This window comes from Leisingera sp. ABM4_103, from assembly GCF_056158685.1.
Genome location: NZ_JBSWTU010000005.1, coordinates 2,595,961 through 2,617,715, shown reverse-complemented (window position 1 = coordinate 2,617,715; position 21,755 = coordinate 2,595,961). Strand labels below are relative to the sequence as shown.

The 21,755-nt window shown below is 66.5% G+C and carries 23 protein-coding genes; 10 read left to right on the top strand and 13 right to left on the bottom strand.

What is annotated here, in order from left to right; genetic code table 11:
- The first annotated feature begins 74 nt into the window (after nucleotides 1-74).
- The 3 genes from ACXAED_RS14410 to ACXAED_RS14400 all read left to right on the top strand — a co-directional run bounded on the left by ACXAED_RS14410 (nucleotide 75) and on the right by ACXAED_RS14400 (nucleotide 2,228).
- Nucleotides 75-605: a peptidoglycan-binding domain-containing protein gene (locus ACXAED_RS14410; RefSeq protein WP_475050887.1), complete on the top strand. Its 531-nt coding sequence runs from the start codon at nucleotides 75-77 to the stop codon at nucleotides 603-605.
- An 87-nt stretch (nucleotides 606-692) separates the two neighbouring features.
- The gene (locus ACXAED_RS14405) at nucleotides 693-1,361 is read left to right on the top strand and encodes a Crp/Fnr family transcriptional regulator (RefSeq protein ID WP_475050886.1); all 669 of its coding nucleotides are present in this window, start codon (nucleotides 693-695) and stop codon (nucleotides 1,359-1,361) included.
- Between the two features lie 354 nt (nucleotides 1,362-1,715).
- Entirely contained in the window at nucleotides 1,716-2,228 is a 513-nt protein-coding gene (locus tag ACXAED_RS14400) for a class I SAM-dependent methyltransferase (protein ID WP_475050885.1), read from the top strand.
- Between the two features lie 73 nt (nucleotides 2,229-2,301).
- Here the strand turns inward: ACXAED_RS14400 and ACXAED_RS14395 are convergent, their stop codons facing one another.
- From ACXAED_RS14395 to rpiA, 6 genes are all read right to left on the bottom strand, one after another.
- Nucleotides 2,302-3,738: a Do family serine endopeptidase gene (locus ACXAED_RS14395; protein WP_475053119.1), complete on the bottom strand. Its 1,437-nt coding sequence runs from the start codon at nucleotides 3,736-3,738 to the stop codon at nucleotides 2,302-2,304.
- A 307-nt stretch (nucleotides 3,739-4,045) separates the two neighbouring features.
- A complete protein-coding gene (locus ACXAED_RS14390) occupies nucleotides 4,046-4,240 on the bottom strand; it encodes a DUF2065 domain-containing protein (RefSeq protein WP_259958806.1) in 195 nt (64 codons plus the stop codon).
- Entirely contained in the window at nucleotides 4,240-5,121 is an 882-nt protein-coding gene (hflC, locus tag ACXAED_RS14385) for a protease modulator HflC (protein WP_475050883.1), read from the bottom strand. Before hflC ends, ACXAED_RS14390 begins: the two co-directional genes overlap by 1 nt.
- Nucleotides 5,121-6,275: an FtsH protease activity modulator HflK gene (gene hflK / locus ACXAED_RS14380; RefSeq protein WP_475050882.1), complete on the bottom strand. Its 1,155-nt coding sequence runs from the start codon at nucleotides 6,273-6,275 to the stop codon at nucleotides 5,121-5,123. Before hflK ends, hflC begins: the two co-directional genes overlap by 1 nt.
- 79 nt (nucleotides 6,276-6,354) lie before the next feature.
- A complete protein-coding gene (gene gor / locus ACXAED_RS14375) occupies nucleotides 6,355-7,710 on the bottom strand; it encodes a glutathione-disulfide reductase (protein ID WP_475050880.1) in 1,356 nt (451 codons plus the stop codon).
- A gap of 387 nt (nucleotides 7,711-8,097) precedes the next feature.
- Nucleotides 8,098-8,886 (bottom strand): ribose-5-phosphate isomerase RpiA, encoded by a 789-nt coding sequence (gene rpiA / locus ACXAED_RS14370; protein ID WP_475050878.1) that lies wholly within the window; start codon nucleotides 8,884-8,886, stop codon nucleotides 8,098-8,100.
- Nucleotides 8,887-9,027: 141 nt separating this feature from the next.
- Here rpiA and ACXAED_RS14365 point away from each other — a divergent pair, with 141 nt between their 5' ends.
- Complete coding sequence (locus tag ACXAED_RS14365; RefSeq protein WP_475050876.1) at nucleotides 9,028-9,804, top strand: methyltransferase domain-containing protein; 777 nt, start codon at nucleotides 9,028-9,030, stop codon at nucleotides 9,802-9,804.
- 32 nt (nucleotides 9,805-9,836) lie between these two features.
- Here ACXAED_RS14365 and ACXAED_RS14360 read toward each other — a convergent pair whose 3' ends face one another.
- On the bottom strand, nucleotides 9,837-10,274 hold the full coding sequence (locus tag ACXAED_RS14360) for a MarR family winged helix-turn-helix transcriptional regulator (protein WP_475050874.1): 438 nt from the start codon (nucleotides 10,272-10,274) through the stop codon (nucleotides 9,837-9,839).
- A 77-nt stretch (nucleotides 10,275-10,351) separates the two neighbouring features.
- Here ACXAED_RS14360 and ACXAED_RS14355 point away from each other — a divergent pair, with 77 nt between their 5' ends.
- From ACXAED_RS14355 to ACXAED_RS14340, 4 genes are all read left to right on the top strand, one after another.
- Nucleotides 10,352-10,801: a hypothetical protein gene (locus ACXAED_RS14355; protein WP_475050873.1), complete on the top strand. Its 450-nt coding sequence runs from the start codon at nucleotides 10,352-10,354 to the stop codon at nucleotides 10,799-10,801.
- Nucleotides 10,802-10,964: 163 nt separating this feature from the next.
- The gene (locus ACXAED_RS14350) at nucleotides 10,965-11,672 is read left to right on the top strand and encodes a glutathione S-transferase family protein (protein WP_475050871.1); all 708 of its coding nucleotides are present in this window, start codon (nucleotides 10,965-10,967) and stop codon (nucleotides 11,670-11,672) included.
- Nucleotides 11,672-13,045, top strand: coding sequence for an L-serine ammonia-lyase (locus ACXAED_RS14345; protein ID WP_475050870.1), 1,374 nt, complete (start codon nucleotides 11,672-11,674; stop codon nucleotides 13,043-13,045). The genes ACXAED_RS14350 and ACXAED_RS14345 overlap by 1 nt, the downstream gene beginning before the upstream one ends.
- A 224-nt stretch (nucleotides 13,046-13,269) precedes the next feature.
- A complete protein-coding gene (locus tag ACXAED_RS14340) occupies nucleotides 13,270-14,184 on the top strand; it encodes a DMT family transporter (RefSeq protein WP_475050869.1) in 915 nt (304 codons plus the stop codon).
- Here ACXAED_RS14340 and ACXAED_RS14335 read toward each other — a convergent pair.
- On the bottom strand, nucleotides 14,171-14,833 hold the full coding sequence (locus ACXAED_RS14335; RefSeq protein WP_475050868.1) for a thiamine diphosphokinase: 663 nt from the start codon (nucleotides 14,831-14,833) through the stop codon (nucleotides 14,171-14,173). The two genes, ACXAED_RS14340 and ACXAED_RS14335, sit on opposite strands and share 14 nt — an antisense overlap.
- A gap of 140 nt (nucleotides 14,834-14,973) precedes the next feature.
- Here ACXAED_RS14335 and ACXAED_RS14330 point away from each other — a divergent pair, with 140 nt between their 5' ends.
- Nucleotides 14,974-17,181, top strand: coding sequence for a chemotaxis protein CheA (locus ACXAED_RS14330; protein WP_475050867.1), 2,208 nt, complete (start codon nucleotides 14,974-14,976; stop codon nucleotides 17,179-17,181).
- Between the two features lie 167 nt (nucleotides 17,182-17,348).
- Here the strand turns inward: ACXAED_RS14330 and ACXAED_RS14325 are convergent, their stop codons facing one another.
- The 5 genes from ACXAED_RS14325 to nthA form a co-directional block, all read right to left on the bottom strand.
- Nucleotides 17,349-17,588, bottom strand: a complete 240-nt coding sequence (locus ACXAED_RS14325) for a DUF2842 domain-containing protein (protein ID WP_475050866.1) — start codon at nucleotides 17,586-17,588, stop codon at nucleotides 17,349-17,351.
- Nucleotides 17,588-18,901 carry an adenylosuccinate synthase gene (locus tag ACXAED_RS14320; protein WP_475050864.1) on the bottom strand — a complete coding sequence of 438 codons (1,314 nt, stop codon included), beginning with the start codon at nucleotides 18,899-18,901 and terminating at the stop codon, nucleotides 17,588-17,590. Before ACXAED_RS14320 ends, ACXAED_RS14325 begins: the two co-directional genes overlap by 1 nt.
- A 553-nt stretch (nucleotides 18,902-19,454) precedes the next feature.
- Nucleotides 19,455-19,787 (bottom strand): nitrile hydratase accessory protein, encoded by a 333-nt coding sequence (locus ACXAED_RS14315; RefSeq protein ID WP_475050863.1) that lies wholly within the window; start codon nucleotides 19,785-19,787, stop codon nucleotides 19,455-19,457.
- Nucleotides 19,784-20,461 (bottom strand): nitrile hydratase subunit beta, encoded by a 678-nt coding sequence (gene nthB, locus ACXAED_RS14310; protein ID WP_475050862.1) that lies wholly within the window; start codon nucleotides 20,459-20,461, stop codon nucleotides 19,784-19,786. Before nthB ends, ACXAED_RS14315 begins: the two co-directional genes overlap by 4 nt.
- A complete protein-coding gene (gene nthA / locus ACXAED_RS14305; RefSeq protein WP_475050860.1) occupies nucleotides 20,458-21,072 on the bottom strand; it encodes a nitrile hydratase subunit alpha in 615 nt (204 codons plus the stop codon). The genes nthB and nthA overlap by 4 nt, the downstream gene beginning before the upstream one ends.
- Nucleotides 21,073-21,244: 172 nt before the next feature.
- On the opposite strand from nthA, the gene secG reads away from it, so the two are divergent.
- A complete protein-coding gene (secG, locus tag ACXAED_RS14300) occupies nucleotides 21,245-21,610 on the top strand; it encodes a preprotein translocase subunit SecG (protein WP_475050858.1) in 366 nt (121 codons plus the stop codon).
- Nucleotides 21,611-21,755 lie beyond the last annotated feature (145 nt).

Sequence of the window (21,755 nt, the reverse complement as noted above, 5' to 3'; positions counted from 1 at the left end):
GCTGCCGCCAAAGCAAAAGCGCCCGGCACGGACCGGGGCGCCGATCTGAGGCACGCTGACAAAGGCATCCGGGCATGACGCCACCCGTTTTCACGACCTGCCGGCGTATCGCGCCCGCACTGCTGCTGGCCGCCCTGGCGGTCCTGCCCGCCTGCGTTCAGCCCCAGACCGGCAGCGAAGTCTCCCGGGCCGGCCGCTACGCCCCGCCCGGCGCGCCGCCGGATACCTGCTGGAGCAAGCACACCTCTCCCGCCGTCATCGAGACCGTGACCCGCCAGGTTCTGGCCGCGCCGGCCCAGCTCGGCAGCAGCGGCCAGGTGATCCGCCCCGCCGCCTTCCGCACCGAAACCAGCCAGGAGATCGTCACGCCGCGGCAGGAGCACTGGTTCGAAATCCCCTGCCCCGCCATGATGACCCCGGACTTCATCCGCACCATCCAGCGCGCCCTGACCGCCCGCGGGCTCTACCGCGGCCCCGTCCACGGCCAGATGGACATGGGCACCCGCAGGGCCGTGCAGCGCTACCAGGCGCCGCTGGGGCTGGACAGCGGCACCCTGTCCCTGGACACCGCCCGCAAGCTGGGGCTGGTGGCGGTGGCAGGCTGAACCCGCCTGTCCAGTTCCCCGGTTCCCCGGTGACCATGCCTCTGCTAAGCTCCATCAGACTGGGCCCAGATGCAAAGAGGCATGGACATGCTGAAAACCCGCCTGCCGGATTCCGGCTTCCTCTCCGGCGCCTCGGGCCCGCTGCGCCGGATGCTGGAAAGCCAGGCCACCGACGTGCGCCTGCGCCAAGGCGAGGTCCTGTTCGAACAGGGCGATGCAGGCGATGCGCTCTATGCGATTGCCGAAGGCGCGCTGGAGTTCTCGGTGCTCTCTGCCTCGGGCCGCAAGCTGTCGCTCGACATGATGCGCCCCGGCGCGGTGTTCGGCGAAATCACCCTCTTTGACCCGGGCGAGCGCACTGCCACCGCCATCGCCGCCGAGCCCAGCCGGGTCTTGCGCCTGCGCAGCGGCGATGTGCTGGACCAGATCCGCCAGCACCCCGACCTTGCCGCCGACCTCCTGCGGCTGGCCGGGCAGCGGATGCGCTGGATGAACACCCAGCTGAACGAGCAGGTGTTCCTGCCGATGCCGGTGCGGCTGGCGCGCAAGCTGCTGTACCTGGCGCCCGGTGACAGCGACGGGCGGGTTGCCCTGTCCCAGGCGGAACTGGCGGAATTTGTCGGCGCCACCCGCGAAGCCGTGTCCAAGACCCTGGCCGCCTGGAAACGCAGCGGGCTGGTCAGCATCAGCCGCGGCGGCGTGCAGATCCTCGACCGCACCGAACTGGCCGTTCTGGCGGAACCCGATTCCATCTGAGCCGCGGTAAACCGCCTCCTTAAGAGCAGAAAACCGGCGCTCTGTAATCCGGGTTACAGAAGCCATGGCGCGGCCGCTCCATAACAGGATCAGGGACAGCCATTATCCGTTCCATCCCAATGGCTGCCTGTCCAACAAGAGCCATGTGCCCGCCAGCACATGGCTCTTCCCTTTCCGGCCCGGAACCGGAAGCCCCCAAGGCGCAAAAGTCTTCTGAAAGCTTTTGCCCAAGGGTTTTCAGAAAAGTCTTAGGCCGCTTCTCCCCTTTCCGGCAACCATTGCCCCAGGGCGCCCCCCTTTGTTCAAAAATTATTCACTTAGGCTTTCCGGAACCGGGCCGCTACGGTGCCGCGCATGGCATATGACTACGACAAACTCTACCGCGGCACCCCGGACGCCCTAGGCGCTCCCTCCCCTGCATTCACCACCTTTTTCGAGCGGCTGGAAGCGCCGGGCCTGCATGTTCTGGATGCGGGTTGCGGCCAGGGCCGCGACGCGCTGTTCATCGCCCGCCTTGGCCACCGGGTGACAGGTGTCGACCTCTCTGCGCATGGCATCCGCGACCTGCGGCGCGCCGCAGCACAGGAGGATCTGGACGTGACCGGCATTGCTACCGACCTGATCACGTGGCAGCCGGACGGGGACTTCGACATCCTGCTGTTCGATCGCACCCTGCACATGCTGAGCGCAGCGGAGCGGCGGGCGGTTCTGACCCGCTGCCTGCTGCACCTGCGCCCCGGCGGCTGGGTGCTGATTGCCGACGAGCCGCGCAATCTAGAAGACTTCCGCCGGGTCTTTGCCGCCGCGCCCGGGGAATGGCGCACACAGAAGGATACCCGCGGCCTCCTGTTCATGCAGCGGGCCTGACGCGGCCGCGAAAAAGGAAAAGGCCGGGCAACCGCCCGGCCTTTGACAGTTTAACACTGGTGCCTTGCGGCCCTTATTCCGACAGGTTCAGCGCCACAAAGCGCGGCTCTCCGCCGCGGCGCACCAGCAAGAGCAGCGACTTGCGGCCCGCGTCCCTGGCTTCCTCGACCCGGGTTTCCAGCTCGCTGATCGAGCCGACCTTCTGCTGGCCCGCCTCGGTGATCACGTCACCGGCGCGCAGGCCCTTCTCCCAGGCCTCCGAAGTCTCGTCCACCGACAGGATCGCCAGCCCCTCGACATCCTCTCCGACACTCAGCTCACTGCGCAGCTGATCGGTCAGAACGCCAACCGACAGCCCCAGCAGCTCCTTCTCGGAGGCATCCGGCTGCCCGTTGCCGTTTTCCGGGCTGGAGGGGCTGCGCTCGGCATCCTCGCGGCGGCCCAGGGTCACCCGCAGGGTTTCGGTCTTGCCTTCGCGGTAGACCACAACGCGCACGGTCTTGCCGACCTCGGCGTTGCCAACCTGGCGCACCAAACCGCGGGTGTCGCGCACATCGACGCCGTCAAAGCTGACGATCACATCGCCGGCCAGCACGCCCGCGTCCTTGGCCGGGCCGTCCGGCACATCGGTGACCAGCGCGCCGCGCGCCTTGTCCAGCCCGATCGCCTCAGCCAGGTCAGCATCCACATCCTGGATCTTCACACCCAGCCAGCCGCGGCGGGTCTCGCCGAATTCCTTCAGCTGATCGACCACCTTGACCACCACGTTGGACGCCATCGAGAAGCCGATGCCGATGGAGCCGCCGTTGGGCGACAGGATCGCGGTGTTCACGCCGACCACGTCGCCATCCATGTTGAACAGCGGCCCGCCGGAGTTGCCCCGGTTGATCGCCGCATCGGTCTGGATGTAGTCGTCATAGGAGCCCGACAGCTCGCGGTTGCGGGCCGAAACGATGCCCGCGGACAGCGAGAACCCCTGCCCCAGCGGGTTGCCCATCGCCACCACCCAGTCACCGACCCGGGCGGTGTCGCTGTCACCGAATTTGACGAATTTCAACGGCGCCGGCGCCTTGACCTTCAGCAGTGCGATATCGGTGTTGGGATCGGTGCCGATCACCTCCGCCGGCAGCAGCTCCTTAGGCTGGCCTTCACCGGGAAAGAACTCAATCTCGATCTCGTCCGCGCCATCAATCACGTGATTGTTGGTGACGATATAGCCATCCTCGGAAATCACAAATCCGGAACCCAGCGCCGACGAGCGGCGCGGCCGGTTGCCATTGCCGTTGCGGTCCTGGAACTCGCGGAAGAAATCCTCGAACGGCGAGCCTTCCGGCACGATGCCCTGCGGCCCGGTGCGCCCCTCCACCACTGTGGTGGTGGTGATGTTGACCACCGACGGGCTCACCCGCTCGGCCAGCGGCGCCAGGCTCTCGGGCCGGGCCATCGCGGTCACCGCCTGCATCAGCAGAACCGCCATGCTCAGAACCGCAAGCCAGATCATGCGCGCCATCGCGCCCCTGCCGCTTGCCTGGCCGGAAATTGCAATTGCCTGTGGCTGCACGGAACTACTCCTTGTCATGTTTAATTCTTCTCCTCCCCCGTCCCGGCGCAAACGCCGGATATGCACAGGAAAGTCTTATGGTCCCAATGTAGGAACTTCCGCCCGGCCCGCAACAAATGTTGCAAGGAATAAAGCCGCTGTGAGCCGGAAATCCGGCCGCAGCCGCGGACGCGTGCCCTGCTGCCGCCACCCTAGCAGGGAAAGATTGCGTTTTCGCTGAAATTCTGCGTGTGCCGCGGCGCGCCGCAAAGCCCTGTCAAAACCCAAGCAGGAAGGCCAGCCAGACCAGAATCAGCCCCAGCGCCAGCGCCGCCAGCCCGGCATTGCGGCGCTGCTCCTCGCTCAGCATCCGCAGCATCTCCAAGAGACGCTCCACAAGCGAAGGGGCCAGTGCGTACACCAGCCCCTCTGCAATCAGCACCAGCCCGAGGGCCAGGAGGACGAACCCCATTACTGCGTCGCCGTCTTGCCGTCCGAGGATTTCAGGTAGTTGAAAAACTCGTTGTCCGGCGACAGCACCAGCGAGGAGTTCCCCGCCAGCAGCGAATTCGCATAGGCGTTCAGAGAGCGGTAGAATTCGAAGAATTCCGCGTCCCGTCCATAGGCCTCGGCAAAGATCGCGTTACGCTCTGCGTCCGCTTCACCGCGGATCACCTCGGCTTCACGCTCCGCCTCGGAGACCAGCTCGACCTCGGTCCGGTCGGCCTGCGCCCGTACCCGCTGCGCCGCCTCTTCACCACGGGCGATCTCGTCCGCTGCTTCCCGCTCGCGCTCAGCACGCATCCGGGCAAAGGTGGCTTCCAGGTTGGCCTGCGGCAGGTCGGTGCGCTTCAGCCGCACGTCGATCACCTCAAGACCCAATGCGCGGGCCTGGGCAATCGCGCCGTTGCGGATCCGCAGCATCAGCGCGGCCCGGTCCGACGACAGAATGTCGTTGGAACTGACAGAACCCAGCACCTCACGGGTCTGCGCCCGCATGATCTTGTCCAGGCGCGATTCCGCGGCACCGATGCCGCCGGCACCCACCGCCTGGCGGAAGGTATCCACATTGGCGATCCGGTAGCGCGAGAACGCATCGACGATCAGACGGCGGTCATCCAGCGGAGTGACCTCCAGCGGGCCGACTTCCAGGCTCAGGATGCGGTCGTCATAGCGCACCACGTTGTCCACCACCGGCAGCTTGAACGCCAGGCCCGGGGTTTCCTTGATGTCGACCACCCGGCCAAAGCGCAGCACCAGCGCCTTTTCACGCTCGTCCACGATGAAGATCGCCGACAGCACTGCAATTGCCGCAACCACCAGGACCGGCAGAAGAAGAGTTGATTTCCGCATCAGTTGCCCTCCTGCGGCTTGCGCAGCTCATTGAGCGGCAGGTACGGCACCACGCCTTGCCCTTCGCCGCCTCCGGTTTCATCCAGAATGATCTTGTCCACGCGGCCCAGCACTTCTTCCATGGTTTCCAGGTACAGGCGCTTGCGGGTCACTTCCGGTGCTTTCTGGTACTCCGCCAGAACCGCGCTGAAGCGGCTCGCCTCACCCTGGGCTTCGTTCACGACCTGGGCGCGGTAGGCTTCGGCCTCTTCCAGCGTCTGTGCCGCCTGGCCGCGGGCGCCTGCCAGCTTGCGGTTGGCATAGGCATCGGCCTGCTTCTCAAGCCGGTCACGCTCCTGGCCTGCGGACTGCACTTCGCGGAAGGCGTCTTTCACCGGCTCGGGCGGGTCGGCACCGTCAAAGTTCACCCGGATGATGTTCACGCCGCTGTCATAGCTGTCCAGCGTCGCCTGGATCAGCTCTTCCAGCCGGGCGGTGATGGCACCGCGGTCACGGTTCAGGATCGGTGCCAGCTCGGACTGGGCGATGATCTCGCGCATCGCCGATTCCGACACCGCGTTGATGGTCGAGCGCGGGTCGCGCAGGTTGAACAGGAACTGGGCCGGATCGGAAATGTTCCAGACCACCTGGAAATCCACGTCGATGATGTTCTCATCGCCGGTCAGCATCAGCCCCGCATCCGAACCGCGCCCGCCGGCGCCGATGTTCTCGGTCTGCTCGACCCGCACCGGGATCACCTCATAGGTCACCAGCGGCCAGGGCGCAAAGTTAAGGCCCGGCTGGCCGGTGGCCGAATACTCGCCCAGGAACAGTTCCACCGACTGCTCTTCCGGCTTCACGGTGTAGATACTGGCAAAGCCCCACAGCACCACAGCGGCAACAGCCGCCAGGCCCAGCGTGCCCTTGGTGAAGAGCGGCGCGCCGCCGCCCGGGCCGCCGCGTCCGCCGCGGCCGCCGCCGGAACCGCCGCGCCCGCCCATCAGGACGCGCAGCTGCTCCTGGCCTTTCTTCACCAGCTCATCGATTTCGGGGATTTGGGGTTCGTCCGGCTTGCGGCCGCCGCCGCCATTGTTGCCGCCGTTGTTGCCCCGGTTGCCTCCTCCGCCGCCGGAAGAGCCTCCGCCCCCCCATGGGCCACCGCTATTGCCCGCCATTTGTCTCCTATCCGTTTGCTGCCGCCCATGATCATCCCAACGGGCGGCATGTGTTGTCAGTTATTGCCGGTGCAGCGTCTCAGCTCGAGCGCACCGGAGTCTTCAGCGTTACCAACTCTTCCGACATTGTCGGGTGCACCGCAACCGTGCGGTCGAAATCTTCCTTGGTCGCGCCCATCTTTACGGCGATTCCGGCCAGCTGGATCATCTCTCCGGCCCCAGGTGCGACGATATGGCAGCCCAGCACCTTGCGGGTCTCCTTGCTGACGATCAGTTTCATCAGCACTCGCTGCGCCCGCCCCGCAAAGGCCTGCTGCATCGGCTTGAAGGAGGTTGCATAAACCTCGACCGGCTCCTGCTCGCTGGCTTCTTCCTCGCTAAGCCCGATGGTGCCCATCTCCGGCTGGGTGAAAATCGCTGTCGGGATCAGCTCATGGTCGGGGCTCGTCGGGTTGCCCTTGAACACGGTCTCGACGAAGGCCATGCCCTCGCGGATCGCCACCGGGGTCAGCGCCACCCGGTCGGTCACATCGCCGATCGCATAGACCGAGGGAACCGAGGTCTGGCTGTACTCGTCAACGACGATCTCGCCCTTGCGGCCGCGCTCAACCCCGATCTCCTCCAGGCCGAGGTTATCGGCATTGGGGGTGCGGCCGGTGGCATACATCACCTTGTCGAACAGCCGTTCCTGGCCGTTGGTCGACTTGACCCAGATCTTATCACCTTCCTTGCGCATCTCCAGCACGTTGGTGCCCAGATGCACATCAATGCCCGCCTGGCACATTTCCTCAGAGATCAGCCCGCGCGCCTCGTCGTCAAAGCCGCGCAGGATCTGCGCGCCGCGGTAGTACTGGGTGGTGTTGACGCCCAGCCCGTTCATGATGCCTGCAAACTCGCAGGCGATATAGCCGCCGCCGACGATGAGCAGGCTTTCCGGCAGCTTGTCCAGGTGGAACATCTCGTTCGAGGTTACCGCCAGCTCGGAGCCCGGGAAGTCCGGCACCGACGGCCAGCCGCCAGTGGCGATCAGGATGTGCTTGGCGGTCTTGCGGGTGCCGTCGGCCAGCTCGACCGTGTGGGCATCGGCCAGCTTGGCGCGGCTGTCAAAGCTCTCAACGCCGCTGTTCTTCAGCAGACTGCGGTAAATGCCCTCCAGCCGGTCCAGCTCGGCGTGCAGCTTGCCCTTGAAACTGTCCCAATTGAAGGCGCCGGGCTGGATGTCCCAGCCATAGGCCTGGGCGTCCTCCACCATGCCGGCGTATTCGGAGGCGAAAACCATCAGTTTCTTCGGCACGCAGCCCCGGATCACGCAGGTGCCGCCATAACGGTCCTCTTCGGCCAGCGCCACCTTGGCGCCTTCCTGCGCCGCGACGCGGGCTGCCCGCACCCCGCCAGAGCCGCCGCCGATGACAAAAAGATCGTAATCAAAGCTCATGAATTCCCGCCCTTTGCATGTCTTGTGCTGGTATCCCACAACGGAGCACCAAACGCCATATGCCCAAGTGGGCGTTCTTGCACCGCTTTCAACCTTTTGGCGCGGATTCACGCGGGGTTGTGAAGAGGAATGGCTCCATTCCGGCAAGCCGCGGGCAGCACCAATCCCCTGCGCCAAGTCCTCCGCTTCTGAAGGAGGCGGAATTCGGCGCGAATTCCGTCCTGAAATCCTGCGAGGATTTCAGGCCCGTTTCAGCCGTCCGCCTTCAGTTTCCCCTCCCCCGGTTTCCGCGCCGGAAACCGGGCCGGATTCCTCGCAGGAATCCGGCTTGCAGCACGCTAACCTTGCCCCTGAAGCAGCAGGTGGCAGCCTGGCTGCCCGGCCAGTTCAGTCCTGGAGGTCGGTGAACAGGTTGTCGTTCTCGACGAAGTCCAGCTTGTCCTTCTCGACAGTGCCTTCATTGATGTCGCGCACCTCGACCCGGCCGTCGCCATAGCCGATCACCACGGTGTCGCAGATATCGATGAACAGCCCGTTCTCGATCACGCCGGGGATCTGGTTCAGCACCAGCGCCAGCTGGCGGGCGTTGCCGATGCGGTTCAGATGCAGGTCCAGGATATAGTTGCCCTCATCAGTCACAAACGGCGCATCGCCGTTCATCCGCAGGGTGGTGGTGCGGCCCATCACGTCCATCGACACCAGGGTTTCCTCGATCAGCGCCTGGCTGCTCTGCCAGCCGAACGGCAGCACTTCCACCGGCAGCGGGAAGGCGCCTAGGGTCTCGACCGATTTGCTGGCATCAGCAATCACCACCATCTGGTCCGAGGCGGTGGCGACGATCTTTTCCTGCAGATGCGCGCCGCCGCCGCCCTTGATCAGGTTCAGGTCGGCATCAAACTCATCGGCGCCGTCGATGGTCATGTCCAGCCATTTGGCCTCGTCCAGCGACACCACATTGATGCCCACATCGCGGGCCAGCGCGGCCGTGCGCGAGGAGGTCGGCACAGCGGTGATCCTCAGACCGTCCTTCTGCACCATCTCACCCAGGCAGCGCACCAGCCAGGCCGCGGTGGAGCCGGTGCCGAGGCCGACCCGCATCCCGTCTTCCACCATTTCGGCCGCCCGCTTGGCAGCTACGAATTTCGCCTTGTCGATAGGCGACAGTTCTCCGGTCATGTGTTCGGCTCCGTGAAACGCGTTTGCCGCGGTTATAGGCAGTTTGCCCCCCGTGTGCGAGAGGGGTTTTGCAGAGGCAACCCCAACAGTGGAAATCGCGCCATTTCGGCCTATAGCTCATCTGTCTAGGGGACCGTTTTCATGCTGAACTTTGACGAAGAGACCACCCGCCTGCTCGAAGACGCCTATCAGGGCGCCGATGTGTCGCGGCGGCGGCGGGCAACATTCGACGCGCTGGCGCCAGAGCCGGGCGAGCACATCCTGGACGTGGGCTGCGGCAACGGGCTGCTGACGCTGGAGCTTTCCCGCGCCGTCGGCCGCAGCGGCCATGTCACCGGGCTGGACGCCAGCCCGCAGATGCTGGCCGCCGCCCGCCAGCGGCTTGAGGGGCGCGGCAACACCACCCTCACCGAAGGCGACGCCGCCCGGCTGCCGTTTGAGGAGGCCAGCTTTGACAAGGCCGCGGCGCTTCAGGTGTTCGAATACCTGACCGACCGCCGCCCGGCCCTGCGCGCCTTGCATAAGGTGCTCAAGCCCGGCGGCCTTCTGGCGGTGGGGGACATGCATTGGGACACCCTGGCCTGGCACAGCGATAACACCCGGCGCATGGAACGGATGCTGGAGGCCTGGGGCCGCCACATGGCGGTGCGCGACCTGCCCGCCAAATTGCCCGCCGAAATGCGCAGCTGCGGCTTTGAGGTCCAGCACACCCGGCCGCTGACCGTCTGCGACACCACCCTGCGGCCCGACGGGCTGGCAGCGATGATGATCCAGCTGATCCGCGCCTTTGCGGTGGATATCGGCGCCACCGACCCCGACGACGCCGCCGCCTGGGCCCAGGAGCAGCAGGAGCTGGCCTCAGAGGGGCGGTTCTTCCTGTCGCTCACCCATTTTGTCTGCACCGCCCGGCGGATTTGACCCTCCCCCGGCCGGAGCGGGCTGCACCGCCCCTACCTCCGCGTCCGCTGGAGGTTGGCGATCACCCGCCGCATCTGCGCCAGAAACTGCGACGCCTCCGCCTCGCTGAAGCCGTCCAGCGCCTGGCCGTTCACACTCTGCGCCTCCGCAACCGCCTCTTCCCGCAGGCCCCGCGCCTTCGGTGTCAGATGCACCAGCCGCGCCCGCTTGTCCTCAGGCGACGGGCGACGCTCGATCAGCCCGTCCCGCTCCATCCGCGCCAGCGTGTTGGCCATGGTCGCCTGCTCCACCGACAAAGCCGCCGTCAGCTCAGCCTGGGTGCGGCCCTCTTCGGCCCACAGCTCCAAAAGCACCATGAACTGCGCCGGCGCCAGCCCCAGCGGCTGCACCCGTCCCGCCAGCGCCGCCGCAAACAGCCGCGCCATGTGATTGGCCAGGAACCCGGCCGAGGTTTTCTGAAATTCGCTCATTTCCTCAGATGACACTTGAATAGCAGGCTATTCAATACCATTTATATAGCACGCTATCTTAATCAAGGACACCCGCCATGAAACTCCGCCTCCACGCCATCGCAGGCACCCTGGCCCTGCTCATCATCTCAACCTTCTGGATATCCACGGTTTTCTCCGAGGCCTTCGGCAGCCACCAGACCATCGTTCAAGTTAAAACCGCGGTGCTCTACGGTATGGCGCTGCTGATTCCGGCCATGGCCGCCGCGGGGGCAACAGGCGCATCGCTGGGCCGCGGCTGGAAGCTGCCGCAGGTGGCAGCGAAGTCCCGCCGCATGAAGTTCATCGCCGCCAACGGCCTGCTGATCCTGCTGCCCAGCGCCGTGTTCCTCGCGATCAAGGCGCAATCCGGCCAGATCGACGGCCTGTTCTATACCGTTCAGGCCCTGGAGCTGTGTGCAGGAGCCGTGAATATCACGTTGCTTTCCAAGAACTTGCGCGACGGCCTTTCCCTTGCCCGCCGGCGCCGCGCGCGCAGCGCCGCCTGACCGCGCCCTGCCCGCTCTCCCAAGGTCCGGCGCGCCGCCGGAGCAAGGCCGCCGGACCCTTTCCCGCCGCAGCCCGCCAAACATGCATCACAAAGGCGGGTTTCCTATTGGAAACGCCGGAAACGGACACATATTCCGCGCGTCTGCGTCATAATACTGCGTCATGAAACCCGAGTACCGCCTGCACTACGCCCCCGACAACGCCTCACTGGTCATCCGGCTGGTGCTGGAGGAGCTTGGCCAGCCTTATGAAACCGTGCTGGTCGACCGCAAGGCACAGGCGCAGAACAGCCCCGAATACCGGGCGCTGAACCCGGGCGGGCTGATCCCGGTGCTGGAAACCCCCGATGGTCCGGTGTTCGAGACCGCCGCCATCCTGCTGTGGCTGTCCGAACGCCACGCCGCCATGGCGCCGCAGCCCGGCAGCGCCGACCGCGCGGCCATCCTCAAATGGCTGTTCTTCGCCTCCAACACGCTGCACGCCGACCTGCGTATGCTGTTCTACCCGGATAAGTACATCGGCGCGGCCAAGGGTGATCAGGACCAGCTGCAAAAGGTCCTGCGCCAGCGCCTGCACCGGCACCTGACCAGCCTTGATCAGGCCGCCGCCGCCCGCCCCGCCTGGCTCGGCGCGCCGCAGCCCTCGGTGCTGGACTACTACCTGGCCTGCCAGATGCGCTGGATGGCGCTTTACCCCGCGCAGGCCGACAAATCCTGGTTCGTCATCGCCCATTACCCCAGCCTGCAGCGCCTCTGCGCCGCGCTGGAGCACCGCCCCGCCGTCACGGCAGCACGCGAGGCCGAGGGCCTCGGCGCCACCCCGTTCACATCCCCGGCCTACGCCAATCCCCCAGAAGGATCAGCCACCTAATGTTCCTCTCCGTCTTCGACATGTTCAAAGTGGGCATCGGCCCGTCGTCCTCCCACACCATGGGGCCGATGGTCGCCGCCGCGCGCTTCCTCGACATGATGCGCGCGTCGCCGTTTGAATTCCACGGCCTGCGCGCCTCTCTGCACGGCTCGCTCGCCTTCACCGGCGTCGGCCACGCCACCGACCGGGCCACCATCCTGGGCCTCGGCGGCTTTGTCGCCCATGACTATGATGACGAGAAGGCTGAGGCCTTCCTGGCGGAGCTGGACAAGACCCATAAGATGCACCCCGAAGGCTTGGGCGAGCTGCACTTCGACCCCAAGGCCGACATGATCTTTGACTACGATCACGCGCTGCCGGGCCACGCCAACGGCATGATCCTGATGGCCACCGATGCCCAGGGCGACGTGATCCTGAAGCAGGTGTTCTACTCGATCGGCGGCGGCTTTGTCGTCACCGAGGAGGAACTGGCGGCAGGCAAGGCCACCGACGAGGGCGACCCGGTCCCCTACCCGTTCAAATCCGCGGCCGAGATGCTGGAGATGGCCAAATCCAGCGGCAAGTCGATTGCCGAGATGAAGCGCGCCAACGAGATCTCCCGCGGCTGTTCCGAAAGCCTCGCCAAGGGCACCGCCCGCATCTGGCAGGTGATGAACGACTGCATCAACCGCGGGCTGGAGCGTGACGGCATCCTGCCCGGAGGATTGAAGGTCCGCCGCCGCGCCAAGGGCATCTATGACGCGCTGATGGCCGAACGCGGCATGAACCTCACCGCCCCGCACACCATCAACGACTGGATGAGCGTCTACGCAATGGCGGTGAACGAGGAAAACGCGGCCGGCGGCCAGGTTGTGACCGCACCCACCAACGGCGCCGCCGGCACCCTGCCCGCGGTGATCCGCTACTACCTCGACCACGTGCCGGGCGCGTCCGAGGCCCATGTCGAAGATTTCCTGCTGACCGCCGCCGCGATTGCGGGCCTGGTGAAATACAATGCGTCCATCTCCGGCGCCGAAGCCGGCTGCCAGGCCGAGGTCGGCTCGGCCTCCGCCATGTCCGCCGCGGGCCTCTGCGCCGTGATGGGCGGCACCCCGGAACAGGTGGAAAACGCCGCCGAGATCGCGCTGGAGCATCACCTCGGCATGACCTGCGATCCGGTCAAGGGCCTGGTGCAGGTCCCCTGCATCGAGCGCAACGGCCTCGCGGCGATCAAGGCCGTCTCCGCCGCCTCGCTTGCTTTGCGCGGCGACGGCCAGCACTTCGTGCCGCTGGACGCCTGCATCGAGACCATGCGCCAGACCGGTGCCGACATGCACGACAAGTACAAGGAAACCTCGCTCGGCGGCCTGGCGGTGAACGTGCCGAACTGCTGAGTTTTTGCCCTAACCTGCCTCCGCCGGGACAACCGGACGCAGGTTCGCGCCCGGCACCGAGGGTGGGCGTTTCGCGCCCGCGTCATGCTGAAAGCATGCCTCCGGCATGACGGGGCGGGGACGGGCGCGTACCGGGCCGCAAGCGGCCCGGGGTCTACTGCCGCAAACGGTCCCGCTTTCAACCGCACCTTGTAAGTTTCCCCCTCCGCGCCTAGCGTAGCGCCATGACACAGGACCGGCCCCTCCTCGGCATCGCCCTGATGCTGGGCTTCTGCATGGTGATCCCGCTGGGCGACGCCATTGCAAAACTGCTGACCAACCGGGTGCCGGTTGCCCAGATCGTCTTCATCCGCTTTGCCGCTCAGGCCGCGATCCTGCTGCCGCTGGCCCTGGCGCTGCGGCTGCCGCTCAGCCTGTCGCGCCGGGTGGCTCCGCTCCTGTTCCTGCGCACCCTGCTGCAAATGGGCGGCATCGGCGCCATGTTCACCGCCTTCAAATACCTGCCCTTGGCCGATGCGGTGGCAATCGCCTTCGTCATGCCGTTCATCATGCTGCTCCTGGGCAAATTTGTCCTGCACGAGAACGTCGGCCTGCACCGCCTTGGCGCCTGCGTTGTCGGCTTCACCGGCACCCTGCTGGTCATCCAGCCCAGCTTTGCAGCCGTCGGCTGGAACGCCCTCTGGCCGCTGCTGGTCGCGGTGATCTTTGCCCTGTTCATGCTGATCACCCGCAAGATTGCCAAGGAAACCGATCCCATCTCGGTCCAGGCGGTGGCGGGCGTCATGGGCACCGTGCTGCTGGCGCCTGTGCTGCTGATCGGCGATGCCGCCGGCGTGGCAGCCCTCTCCACCGCCCTGCCGCCGCAGGATACCTGGACCCTGCTGGCCGCCGCAGGCGCCCTTGGCACCGTCGCCCACCTCCTGATGACCTGGAGCCTGCGGTTCGCCCCCACCTCCACCCTTGCCTCGATGCAGTATCTTGAGATCCCGGTGGCGGTGTTCTTCGGCTGGCTGATCTTCGCAGAACTCCCCAACACGCTCGCCGCCTTCGGCATCCTGCTGACCATCGGCGCAGGCCTTTATGCGGTGATGCGCGAGCGTAAGCCCGCGGAGACCGAAGAGCGCATCAATCCCGCCTGAGCGCTCTCATCACATCCGCCAGCAGCCGCCGCGGCACGATTACCAAAAGCCCCGGCCCGTCCGGCATCAACCGCACCGGCCCCAGCGCCCTGTTCGAGGTGCCGATCCGCCCCATCGGCGACATCACCAGCCCTTCGATCGGCCACTCCAGCCCGTCCGAGCGCCCGGTCACCTGCTGCATCGGGAACAGCGAAATCACCTCCCCCGCCCGGGCCGGCAGCGCCACCTCATGCGTCAGGTGAAAGATCACCTCGGTCTCGCCGATCAGCACACACGGCGTCCCGTGCCCCTGCACCAGCGTGCTGAAGGCCGCCAGCTGGTGGTCCACCCTGCCCCCCAGAAACCCCACCGCCAGCACCACCGGCGCCCCGATGGAGCGCAGCGCCTTGTCGAAATCGGTGCTGTCCTGCTCCGCCACCGGGTGCAGGGCTTCGGGCGGCAGCTGCGCCCGCACCGCTTCGCTCAGCGAGTCGAAATCGCCGATCACCGCCTCAGGCCGGTGCCCCGCCGCCAGCGCCGCCGCCGCGCCGCCATCCGCCGCCGCCAGCACCGGCGCCAGCGCCAGCGCCTCCTCCAGCGCGCCAGAGGGGATTTCACCGCCGCCGACCAGGGTGACTGGTTCCAATGCTTCAACAATCCTACGGTTCATTCGGCGAATTCCTGCCGGTTTTGGAAACAGGACACATTCTGAACACAAAATGATACGATCAATTGCACGGATTCGAGCAAAATTGGTCCTTCCAGCCAATATGGTGAATGGCAACAGATGTGGCGACGACGAGCGAGCTGATGGTACACAACAACAAAGTCTTGACGGTATCCTATGGAACCTTTTCCTGCACATTGGAAGGGTTTGAGGATTCCTTCGGCACGATGAAGGCCATTGCCGAGTATTTCCGCGACCTGGCCGCCGACGACCGCTACTTCGGCGCTGAGCCGCCGCAGCCCGATGCCGACATGCTGGCCCGCATCGCCCAGCGCGAAATCGCCCGCCAGGTCGAGGCCCGCACCAGCGACACCGGCATTCACCTGCGTGCAGCCACCCCGGCTCTGGGGACTGCCGCGGCTGAAGCGCCTGCGCCCGCTCCTGCCCCTGTGACCTCCGCGCCTGCTGAAACGCCTGCCCCTGTCGCCGCCGCGCCGCAAGCTGAGCCGGAAGCAGAGCAGCCCGCCGCAACGCCGGAACCGGCCGCCGAAGCGCCTGCAGAACCGGCAGAAGAAACCGCCGCACCAGCAGCAGAGTCCGCAGACACCGAAGCTCCCGCCGCCGCTGAGGCAGCATACGCAGCGGATACGGCCGAGACCCCGGCCTCTGCTGATCAGGCCGCGGAAGAGGTTGCTGAAGCCGAAGCCGAAGCCGAAGCCGAAGCCGAAGCCGAAGCCGAAGCCGAAGCCGAAGCCGAAGCCGAAGCCGAAGCCGAAGCCGAAGCCGAAGCCGAAGCCGAAGCCGAAGCCGAAGCCGAAGCCGAAGAAATCATCGCCGCAGCGCTGGATGAAGCAACCCCCGCCACCGGGACCGGCGCGCAAACCGAAGAGCGCAAGGACAGTCCCGCTGTCGAGCTGCTGGAGGTCAACGAGGCCGGAGCACAGGAAGACGCGGACGCTCCGGCAGCCGCCGAAGCGGAAGACGCTGCACCGCACGCAGCAGAGGACACCGCCCCCGCCGCCGACAGCATCGCCGCCAAGCTGCAGCGCATCCGCGCCGTGGTGGCGCAGGCGCCCGAAGAGGACTTCAGCGAGGACGAGCACGCCGACGACGTGCTGGAAAGCGCGGCTGAGGAAATCACCTCCGCGCTGATGGAGGACGACGCAACCGGCGCGCCGGACTTCGACGACGAAGGCGACGACGAAATCTCCCGCACGCTGGACCGCCTGGACCTGGGCCGCGCAGCAGCTCAGGAGCCTGAAACCGCAGCGGAAGCAGAAGCCGGAGACAGCGCAGACGCCTCTGACGGCAGCCTGTTCGCAGACCTCAAGGACGCTGCCGCCGCAGACCAGCCCGCATCCGGCGATGCCGGAAACCTTCTGGCGGATGAGGACGCCGAGCAGGCGCCCGCTCCGGCGGCGCGCGTGCGCATCACCAAGGTCAAACGCTCCGACTTCGACAAGGCCATCGCCTCCGGCCGCCTCCAGGACACCGGCAGCCGTCCCGAAGCGGACGCCGCTCCGGCGGCCCTGTCGGAAGAGGACGAAGCCGACCTGATGCGCGAACTGGCCGAAGTGGAAGCGGAAATCCTCGCCGCCTCGGAACTGCCCGAAGACACCGCCGCTGAGCAGGACACTGCCGCCGCAAGCCCCGCAGCAGGTGCTGCCGCGGAGCAGCCCGCAGCCTCCAGCCTGGCGGACAGCGATGTCAGCCGCCTGATGGCCGCCGCCGACGAAAAGCTCGAGGACCCCGAATCAGCCTCCTCGCGCGAAGCCTACGGCCACCTGCGCGCCGCCGCCGCCGCCGCCAAGGACGGTTCCGCCGGGGGCACCGGCGGCAACGACGACGCCCAGGCCTACCGCGAGGACCTGGCCAGCGTGGTGCGCCCGCGCCGCCCGGAGGCCCGCCAGGCCAGCTCCGAGCGCCCGGCCAGCCCGGCTGCCCGCCCGGCGCCGCTGAAACTGGTGGCCGCCCAGCGCATCGACCAGGGCGCGGACCCGCAGCAGCCGGTGCGCCCGCGCCGGGTTTCGGCCGCGGTTCTGGGAGAAGAATCCGAGACCGCCGGCAGCGGTTTTGCGGCCTACGCCGCCGAACGCGGCGCTGCTGAGCTGCATGAACTGCTGGAAGCCGCCGCCGCCTACATGAGCTTTGTCGAAGGCCGCGACCACTTCTCGCGCCCGCAGCTGATGAACAAGGTGCGCAGCGCCGGCAGCAGCGACTTCAACCGCGAGGACGGGCTGCGCTCCTTCGGCCAGCTGCTGCGCGACGGCAAGATCGAACGCTCCGGCAACGGCCAGTTCACCGCCTCCGGGGACATCGGCTTCAAGCCCGGCAAACGCGCCGCGGGCTGAACAGGCTGAAAGCACAACACAAAAAGGCGGCCCCGCGAGGCCGCCTTTTTAATTTCAAACCTGACCCTCATTCATCTTTCCGGAAATACTCCGGGGTGAATTGGCCGACAGGCCAAGAGGGGCAGCGCCCCACTTCCAATCAAACCTGAGGGGCAGCGCCCCTTCTCTTACTGGTCTTCACCGGCGTCCGGATCTGCCTGGCCGACGCCGCGGAACACGAACTTGAACGGCAGCACCCAGACGATGCCCAGGGCGACATAGACGATCAGCTCCAGCCACAGCGGCGGGCGGTCCAGCCAGTTCATCACCGTGACCGCGGCCACGATGTAGAGCGGCATCCCGACCAGCAGGATGATCAAGGCCCAGCGCCGCCGGGCCTTGTAGCTCAGGCCTTTCTTCTCAGCCATCAGTCAGCGAACGGGTCGGTCACCAGGATGGTGTCGTCCCGCTCCGGGCTAGTGGACAGAAGCGCCACCGGGCAGTCGATCAGCTCTTCCACCCGCTTCACGTATTTGATGGCGTTGGCGGGCAGGTCGTTCCAGCTGCGCGCGCCCTCAGTGGACTCGCTCCAGCCCGGCATCTCCTCATAGATGGGGGTGCAGCGGGCCTGCTGGTCGGCGGCGGTCGGCAGATAGTCCAGCGTCTCGCCGTCCAGATCATATCCGGTGCAGATCTTCAGGGTCTCGAACCCGTCCAGAACGTCCAGCTTGGTCAGGCAAATGCCCTTGATGCCCGACGTGGCGCAGGTCTGGCGCACCAGAGCCGCATCAAACCAGCCGCAGCGGCGCTGGCGGCCGGTCGTGGTGCCGAACTCATGACCGCGGGTGCCCAGGCGCTCGCCATCCGCGTCCGGAGTGCCGTCTTCCTTCAGAAGCTCGGTCGGGAACGGGCCTTCCCCAACGCGGGTGGTATAGGCCTTGACGATGCCCAGCACGTAATCGATCGAGCCCGGGCCGATGCCGACGCCGGTGGCCGCCTGGCCTGCAATCACGTTCGAGGAGGTCACAAACGGGTACGTGCCGAAATCGATGTCCAAGAGCGCGCCCTGCGCGCCTTCGAACAGGATCCGCTTGCCCGATTTCCGCTTTTCGTTCAGCACCTTCCAGACCGGTGCCGCATAAGGCAGGATCTTGGGCGCGATTTCCTTAAGCTGTTCGATCAGCGCGTCGCGGTCGATCGGATCAACGCCCAGGCCCTTGCGCAGCGGGTCATGGTGCTGCAGCGCGCGGTCGACGCGGGCAATCAGGGTCGCCTCATCGGCCAGGTCGGCAACGCGGATCGCGCGGCGGCCCACCTTGTCTTCATAAGCCGGGCCGATGCCGCGGCCGGTGGTGCCGATCTTGGTGCCCTTGGAGGCCGCCTCTTCGCGCGCCCGGTCCAGCTCGCCGTGCAGCGGCAGGATCAGCGGGGTGTTCTCGGCGATCATCAGCGTCTCGGGGGTGATCTCGACACCCTGCTCGCGGACCGTCTCGATTTCCTTCAGCAAGTGCCAGGGATCCAGCACCACGCCATTGCCGATGACGCTGAGCTTGCCGCCGCGCACCACGCCCGAGGGCAGCGCGTGCAGCTTGTAGACCTTGCCGTCAATGACCAGCGTGTGGCCGGCGTTATGGCCGCCCTGGAAGCGGGCGATCACGTCAGCGCGCTCGCTCAGCCAGTCCACGATCTTGCCTTTCCCTTCGTCGCCCCACTGGGCGCCGACTACGACGACATTGGCCATATCCGGTCCTTTACAGTCTGGTTCAAACCCACGCTCATATAGCGATGCTGCGCAGGCAGTGGAACCGGAAATTCGCCGCAGTTGGCGGCCCGGCCAAGGTTTTCGCCCCAATCACCAAGCGCTGCGCCTGCCTGGTCTGGCGCGAATGCGCCTGCCGGGGGGGCAGCCCGGCGGTGCTGCGCACCTTGATTCCGGGCAGGGTGTGATTCCGGGCAGGGTGTTGCGCCCCCACCGCACGCCCCCTTCACCTGATACCCACGTCCCTATGCCATCCTGCCAAACGATCGCGATCCCCCGCCATGCCCCCGCGCGCGGGGCCATGATACGAGGCGCAGGCATCTGTGCGGCTGCCTGCGCGACACCCGGAGACCGGCCCTGATAAAAAGGGGGTCGTCCAGGAAATCCTGTCCGAGCAGGCCCCGAGGGGTCTGTCCACCTCCACCCGGCGGCGCCGCCCCCTTAACTGGGACACAGCGCGACAGCGGAATGAAACACCAGAAACAGCAAAAACCGCCCCGGCCCCAACGGCCCCGGCGGCCATAGCTGCGCGCGCTCAGCCGCGCAGATGCACCGGCGCGCCATGCGGCGTCGTCAGATACGCCTCCTCCCAGCGGCTGCGCATCACCTCCGCCTCGGCGCGCGGCGCCGCGCCCTGCTCCGCCAGAAAAGCTTCCAGCGTCTCCAGCCAGGCGCGAAAGTAGTCCTCGCCGCCATCCAGCTCGCGGCTCAGCCCGTGGCGTTTAAGTGCCGCGGAGAACCGCTCCACCCACTCACCCCAGGTAAACCACCCGGATTCGTTCAGATGCACGGTCAGCGCAAAGACCTGCGCGTGCCACGGCTCGGCAAAGACAGGCTCCGGCGCTGCGATCTCGGGGCAATCACTCATAACGGCTCCAGATAGCTCTGCCACAGATCCAGCACCACCTCGTCCTCCGGGTGCTCCGGATGCGCCCACAGCTCACGCGCAAAAAAGCGCACCGCATAAAGCGGCTCCGGCGCCTCGCCCAGACCATGGGCGCTGCTGTCCGGGAACACATGGGTGCCATGCAGCCGCAGGATATAGCCGCGCGCGCCGGCCGCGTACTGCGGCAGCCTTGTGTGGCCGCCATCCACCAGCGCGTTGTCCGCCGGCATCCGCGCCCGCACCGCCTGCCCGGGCGAGAACCGCGGCGCCGGCCCGCCCTCGCGGTCCGCCGGGCCGCCCTTGGCCAGCGCGCCCGCAACATTCTCCGCCTTCAGGGCCCGCTCCGCCAGCTTATGCAGCCCGGCTGCGCCCTTGCCCTCAAGGTCCGCGCGCGTCAGCACGCCCTTCTCCACCAGCAGATCCGCCAGTGCCGAGATCCATTTCTCGTAATAGGAAAACCGGGTGTAATCCTTGGGTGACAGCCGCTCACGCGCGTGGCGCGACGTGTCGATGTTCCATTGCCCCAGCGCACCGCAGGCCAGCGTCACCGCCAGGGAGCGCGCATGCCAGTCCTCGGCAAAGACCGGCGCGCCCTCCGCTTCCGGCACCACCGGCCCGTCGCCGAATTGCCCGCCCATGTCATGCACCCGGGTCATGCCGGCACCTTCGGCTGGCCGGTGCCGATCATGCTGTCGCGGGTGACCAGCGCGGCCAATTCATCCTCACTGAAGCCTTCCGTGCCCCCGGGCCGCATTGGCAGCACCAGATAGCGGACCTCAGCCGTCGAATCCCAGACCCGCACCGCGGTCTCTCCCGGCAGGCTCACGCCGAACTCCGCCAGCACCTTGCGCGGCTCGCGCACCGCGCGGGCGCGGTAGGCGTCGGATTTATACCAGCCGGGCGGAATACCCAGCAAAGGCCACGGGTAGCAGCTGCACAAGGTGCACACGACCATATTGTGCTGTTGGGCTGTGTTCTCCACCACCACCATATGCTCGCCCTGGCGGCCGTAATAGCCCAGCTCCGCCAGCACCGGATCGGCATCGGCCAGCAGTGCTGCCTTGAACTCAGGATCGCTCCAGGCGCGGGCCACCACCCGGGCGCCGTTCTGCGGGCCGATCTTGTTCTGGTAGGTGTCGATGATCTCCTCCAGCGCGGCGGGGTCGATCAGCCCCTTCTGTACAAGAATTGTTTCCAGCGCCTTGACCCGCAAGGCAGGGTCCGGCGGCAAAAGGGCATGCGGGTGGTCGTGGTGATCATGTGGCATGAAAAAACTCTGCCCTGCCCCAAGCCCCTGCGTCCAGTCACAAAGCACCGCTGCGGCGGCCTCTGACTGCACGTCATGGGTGCTGCCCGGCGTCAGGCAAACTCCGCCCTTGCCCCCCCGGGCAATCTTGCCTATTTACCGCCCGATACTCAGCCAACCGCCGCAGGGACCCATGGAAAACGTTGTTCTCATCATCCATCTTCTTCTGGCTCTCGGCCTTATTGCCGTGGTGCTGCTGCAGCGCTCCGAAGGCGGCGGTCTGGGCATGGGCGGCGGTGGCGGCGGCGCCATCTCGGGCCGCGCGGCGGCAACCGCGCTCAGCAAGGTGACCTGGATCCTGGCCATTGCCTTCATCTGCACCTCGATCACCCTGACCATCATGGCAGCGCAGAAATCCGCAGGCTCCTCGGTCACCGACCGGCTGGCGGTTCCGCAGGCCGAAGACGGCGACGCACCGGCGGTGCCGGCACCGCTGGGCAGCGACCTGCTGCCGCCGAGCGAAGGCGACAACGCTCCGCTGGTTCCCAGCGCCGACTAACCTACTACACCTTGAGAGGGTTTTAGGAACCGCAACAGCATCTTGCGGTTCCCTTGCGCTTATTGCGCGAATCCTTTATATATGAAGTCCCGTGATGCTGCGGTTTTCGTACCCATTCCGAGGGCCGCCGGGCAGCTAGATTCTG

Coding starts and splice junctions, on each gene's coding strand:
- ACXAED_RS14345 (WP_475050870.1), top strand. CDS start 11,672: ATGTTCCTCTCCGTCTTCGACATGTTCAAAGTGGGCATCGGCCCGTCG.
- ACXAED_RS14335 (WP_475050868.1), bottom strand. CDS start 14,833: ATGAACCGTAGGATTGTTGAAGCATTGGAACCAGTCACCCTGGTCGGC.
- ACXAED_RS14390 (WP_259958806.1), bottom strand. CDS start 4,240: ATGGGGTTCGTCCTCCTGGCCCTCGGGCTGGTGCTGATTGCAGAGGGG.
- ACXAED_RS14315 (WP_475050863.1), bottom strand. CDS start 19,787: ATGAGTGATTGCCCCGAGATCGCAGCGCCGGAGCCTGTCTTTGCCGAG.
- ACXAED_RS14410 (WP_475050887.1), top strand. CDS start 75: ATGACGCCACCCGTTTTCACGACCTGCCGGCGTATCGCGCCCGCACTG.
- secG (WP_475050858.1), top strand. CDS start 21,245: ATGGAAAACGTTGTTCTCATCATCCATCTTCTTCTGGCTCTCGGCCTT.
- gor (WP_475050880.1), bottom strand. CDS start 7,710: ATGAGCTTTGATTACGATCTTTTTGTCATCGGCGGCGGCTCTGGCGGG.
- ACXAED_RS14360 (WP_475050874.1), bottom strand. CDS start 10,274: ATGAGCGAATTTCAGAAAACCTCGGCCGGGTTCCTGGCCAATCACATG.
- nthA (WP_475050860.1), bottom strand. CDS start 21,072: ATGCCACATGATCACCACGACCACCCGCATGCCCTTTTGCCGCCGGAC.
- ACXAED_RS14350 (WP_475050871.1), top strand. CDS start 10,965: ATGAAACCCGAGTACCGCCTGCACTACGCCCCCGACAACGCCTCACTG.
- ACXAED_RS14340 (WP_475050869.1), top strand. CDS start 13,270: ATGACACAGGACCGGCCCCTCCTCGGCATCGCCCTGATGCTGGGCTTC.
- hflC (WP_475050883.1), bottom strand. CDS start 5,121: ATGCGGAAATCAACTCTTCTTCTGCCGGTCCTGGTGGTTGCGGCAATT.
- ACXAED_RS14395 (WP_475053119.1), bottom strand. CDS start 3,738: ATGGCGCGCATGATCTGGCTTGCGGTTCTGAGCATGGCGGTTCTGCTG.
- ACXAED_RS14325 (WP_475050866.1), bottom strand. CDS start 17,588: ATGGCTGAGAAGAAAGGCCTGAGCTACAAGGCCCGGCGGCGCTGGGCC.
- ACXAED_RS14400 (WP_475050885.1), top strand. CDS start 1,716: ATGGCATATGACTACGACAAACTCTACCGCGGCACCCCGGACGCCCTA.
- ACXAED_RS14405 (WP_475050886.1), top strand. CDS start 693: ATGCTGAAAACCCGCCTGCCGGATTCCGGCTTCCTCTCCGGCGCCTCG.
- ACXAED_RS14320 (WP_475050864.1), bottom strand. CDS start 18,901: ATGGCCAATGTCGTCGTAGTCGGCGCCCAGTGGGGCGACGAAGGGAAA.
- rpiA (WP_475050878.1), bottom strand. CDS start 8,886: ATGACCGGAGAACTGTCGCCTATCGACAAGGCGAAATTCGTAGCTGCC.
- ACXAED_RS14330 (WP_475050867.1), top strand. CDS start 14,974: ATGGTACACAACAACAAAGTCTTGACGGTATCCTATGGAACCTTTTCC.
- ACXAED_RS14355 (WP_475050873.1), top strand. CDS start 10,352: ATGAAACTCCGCCTCCACGCCATCGCAGGCACCCTGGCCCTGCTCATC.
- hflK (WP_475050882.1), bottom strand. CDS start 6,275: ATGGCGGGCAATAGCGGTGGCCCATGGGGGGGCGGAGGCTCTTCCGGC.
- ACXAED_RS14365 (WP_475050876.1), top strand. CDS start 9,028: ATGCTGAACTTTGACGAAGAGACCACCCGCCTGCTCGAAGACGCCTAT.
- nthB (WP_475050862.1), bottom strand. CDS start 20,461: ATGACCCGGGTGCATGACATGGGCGGGCAATTCGGCGACGGGCCGGTG.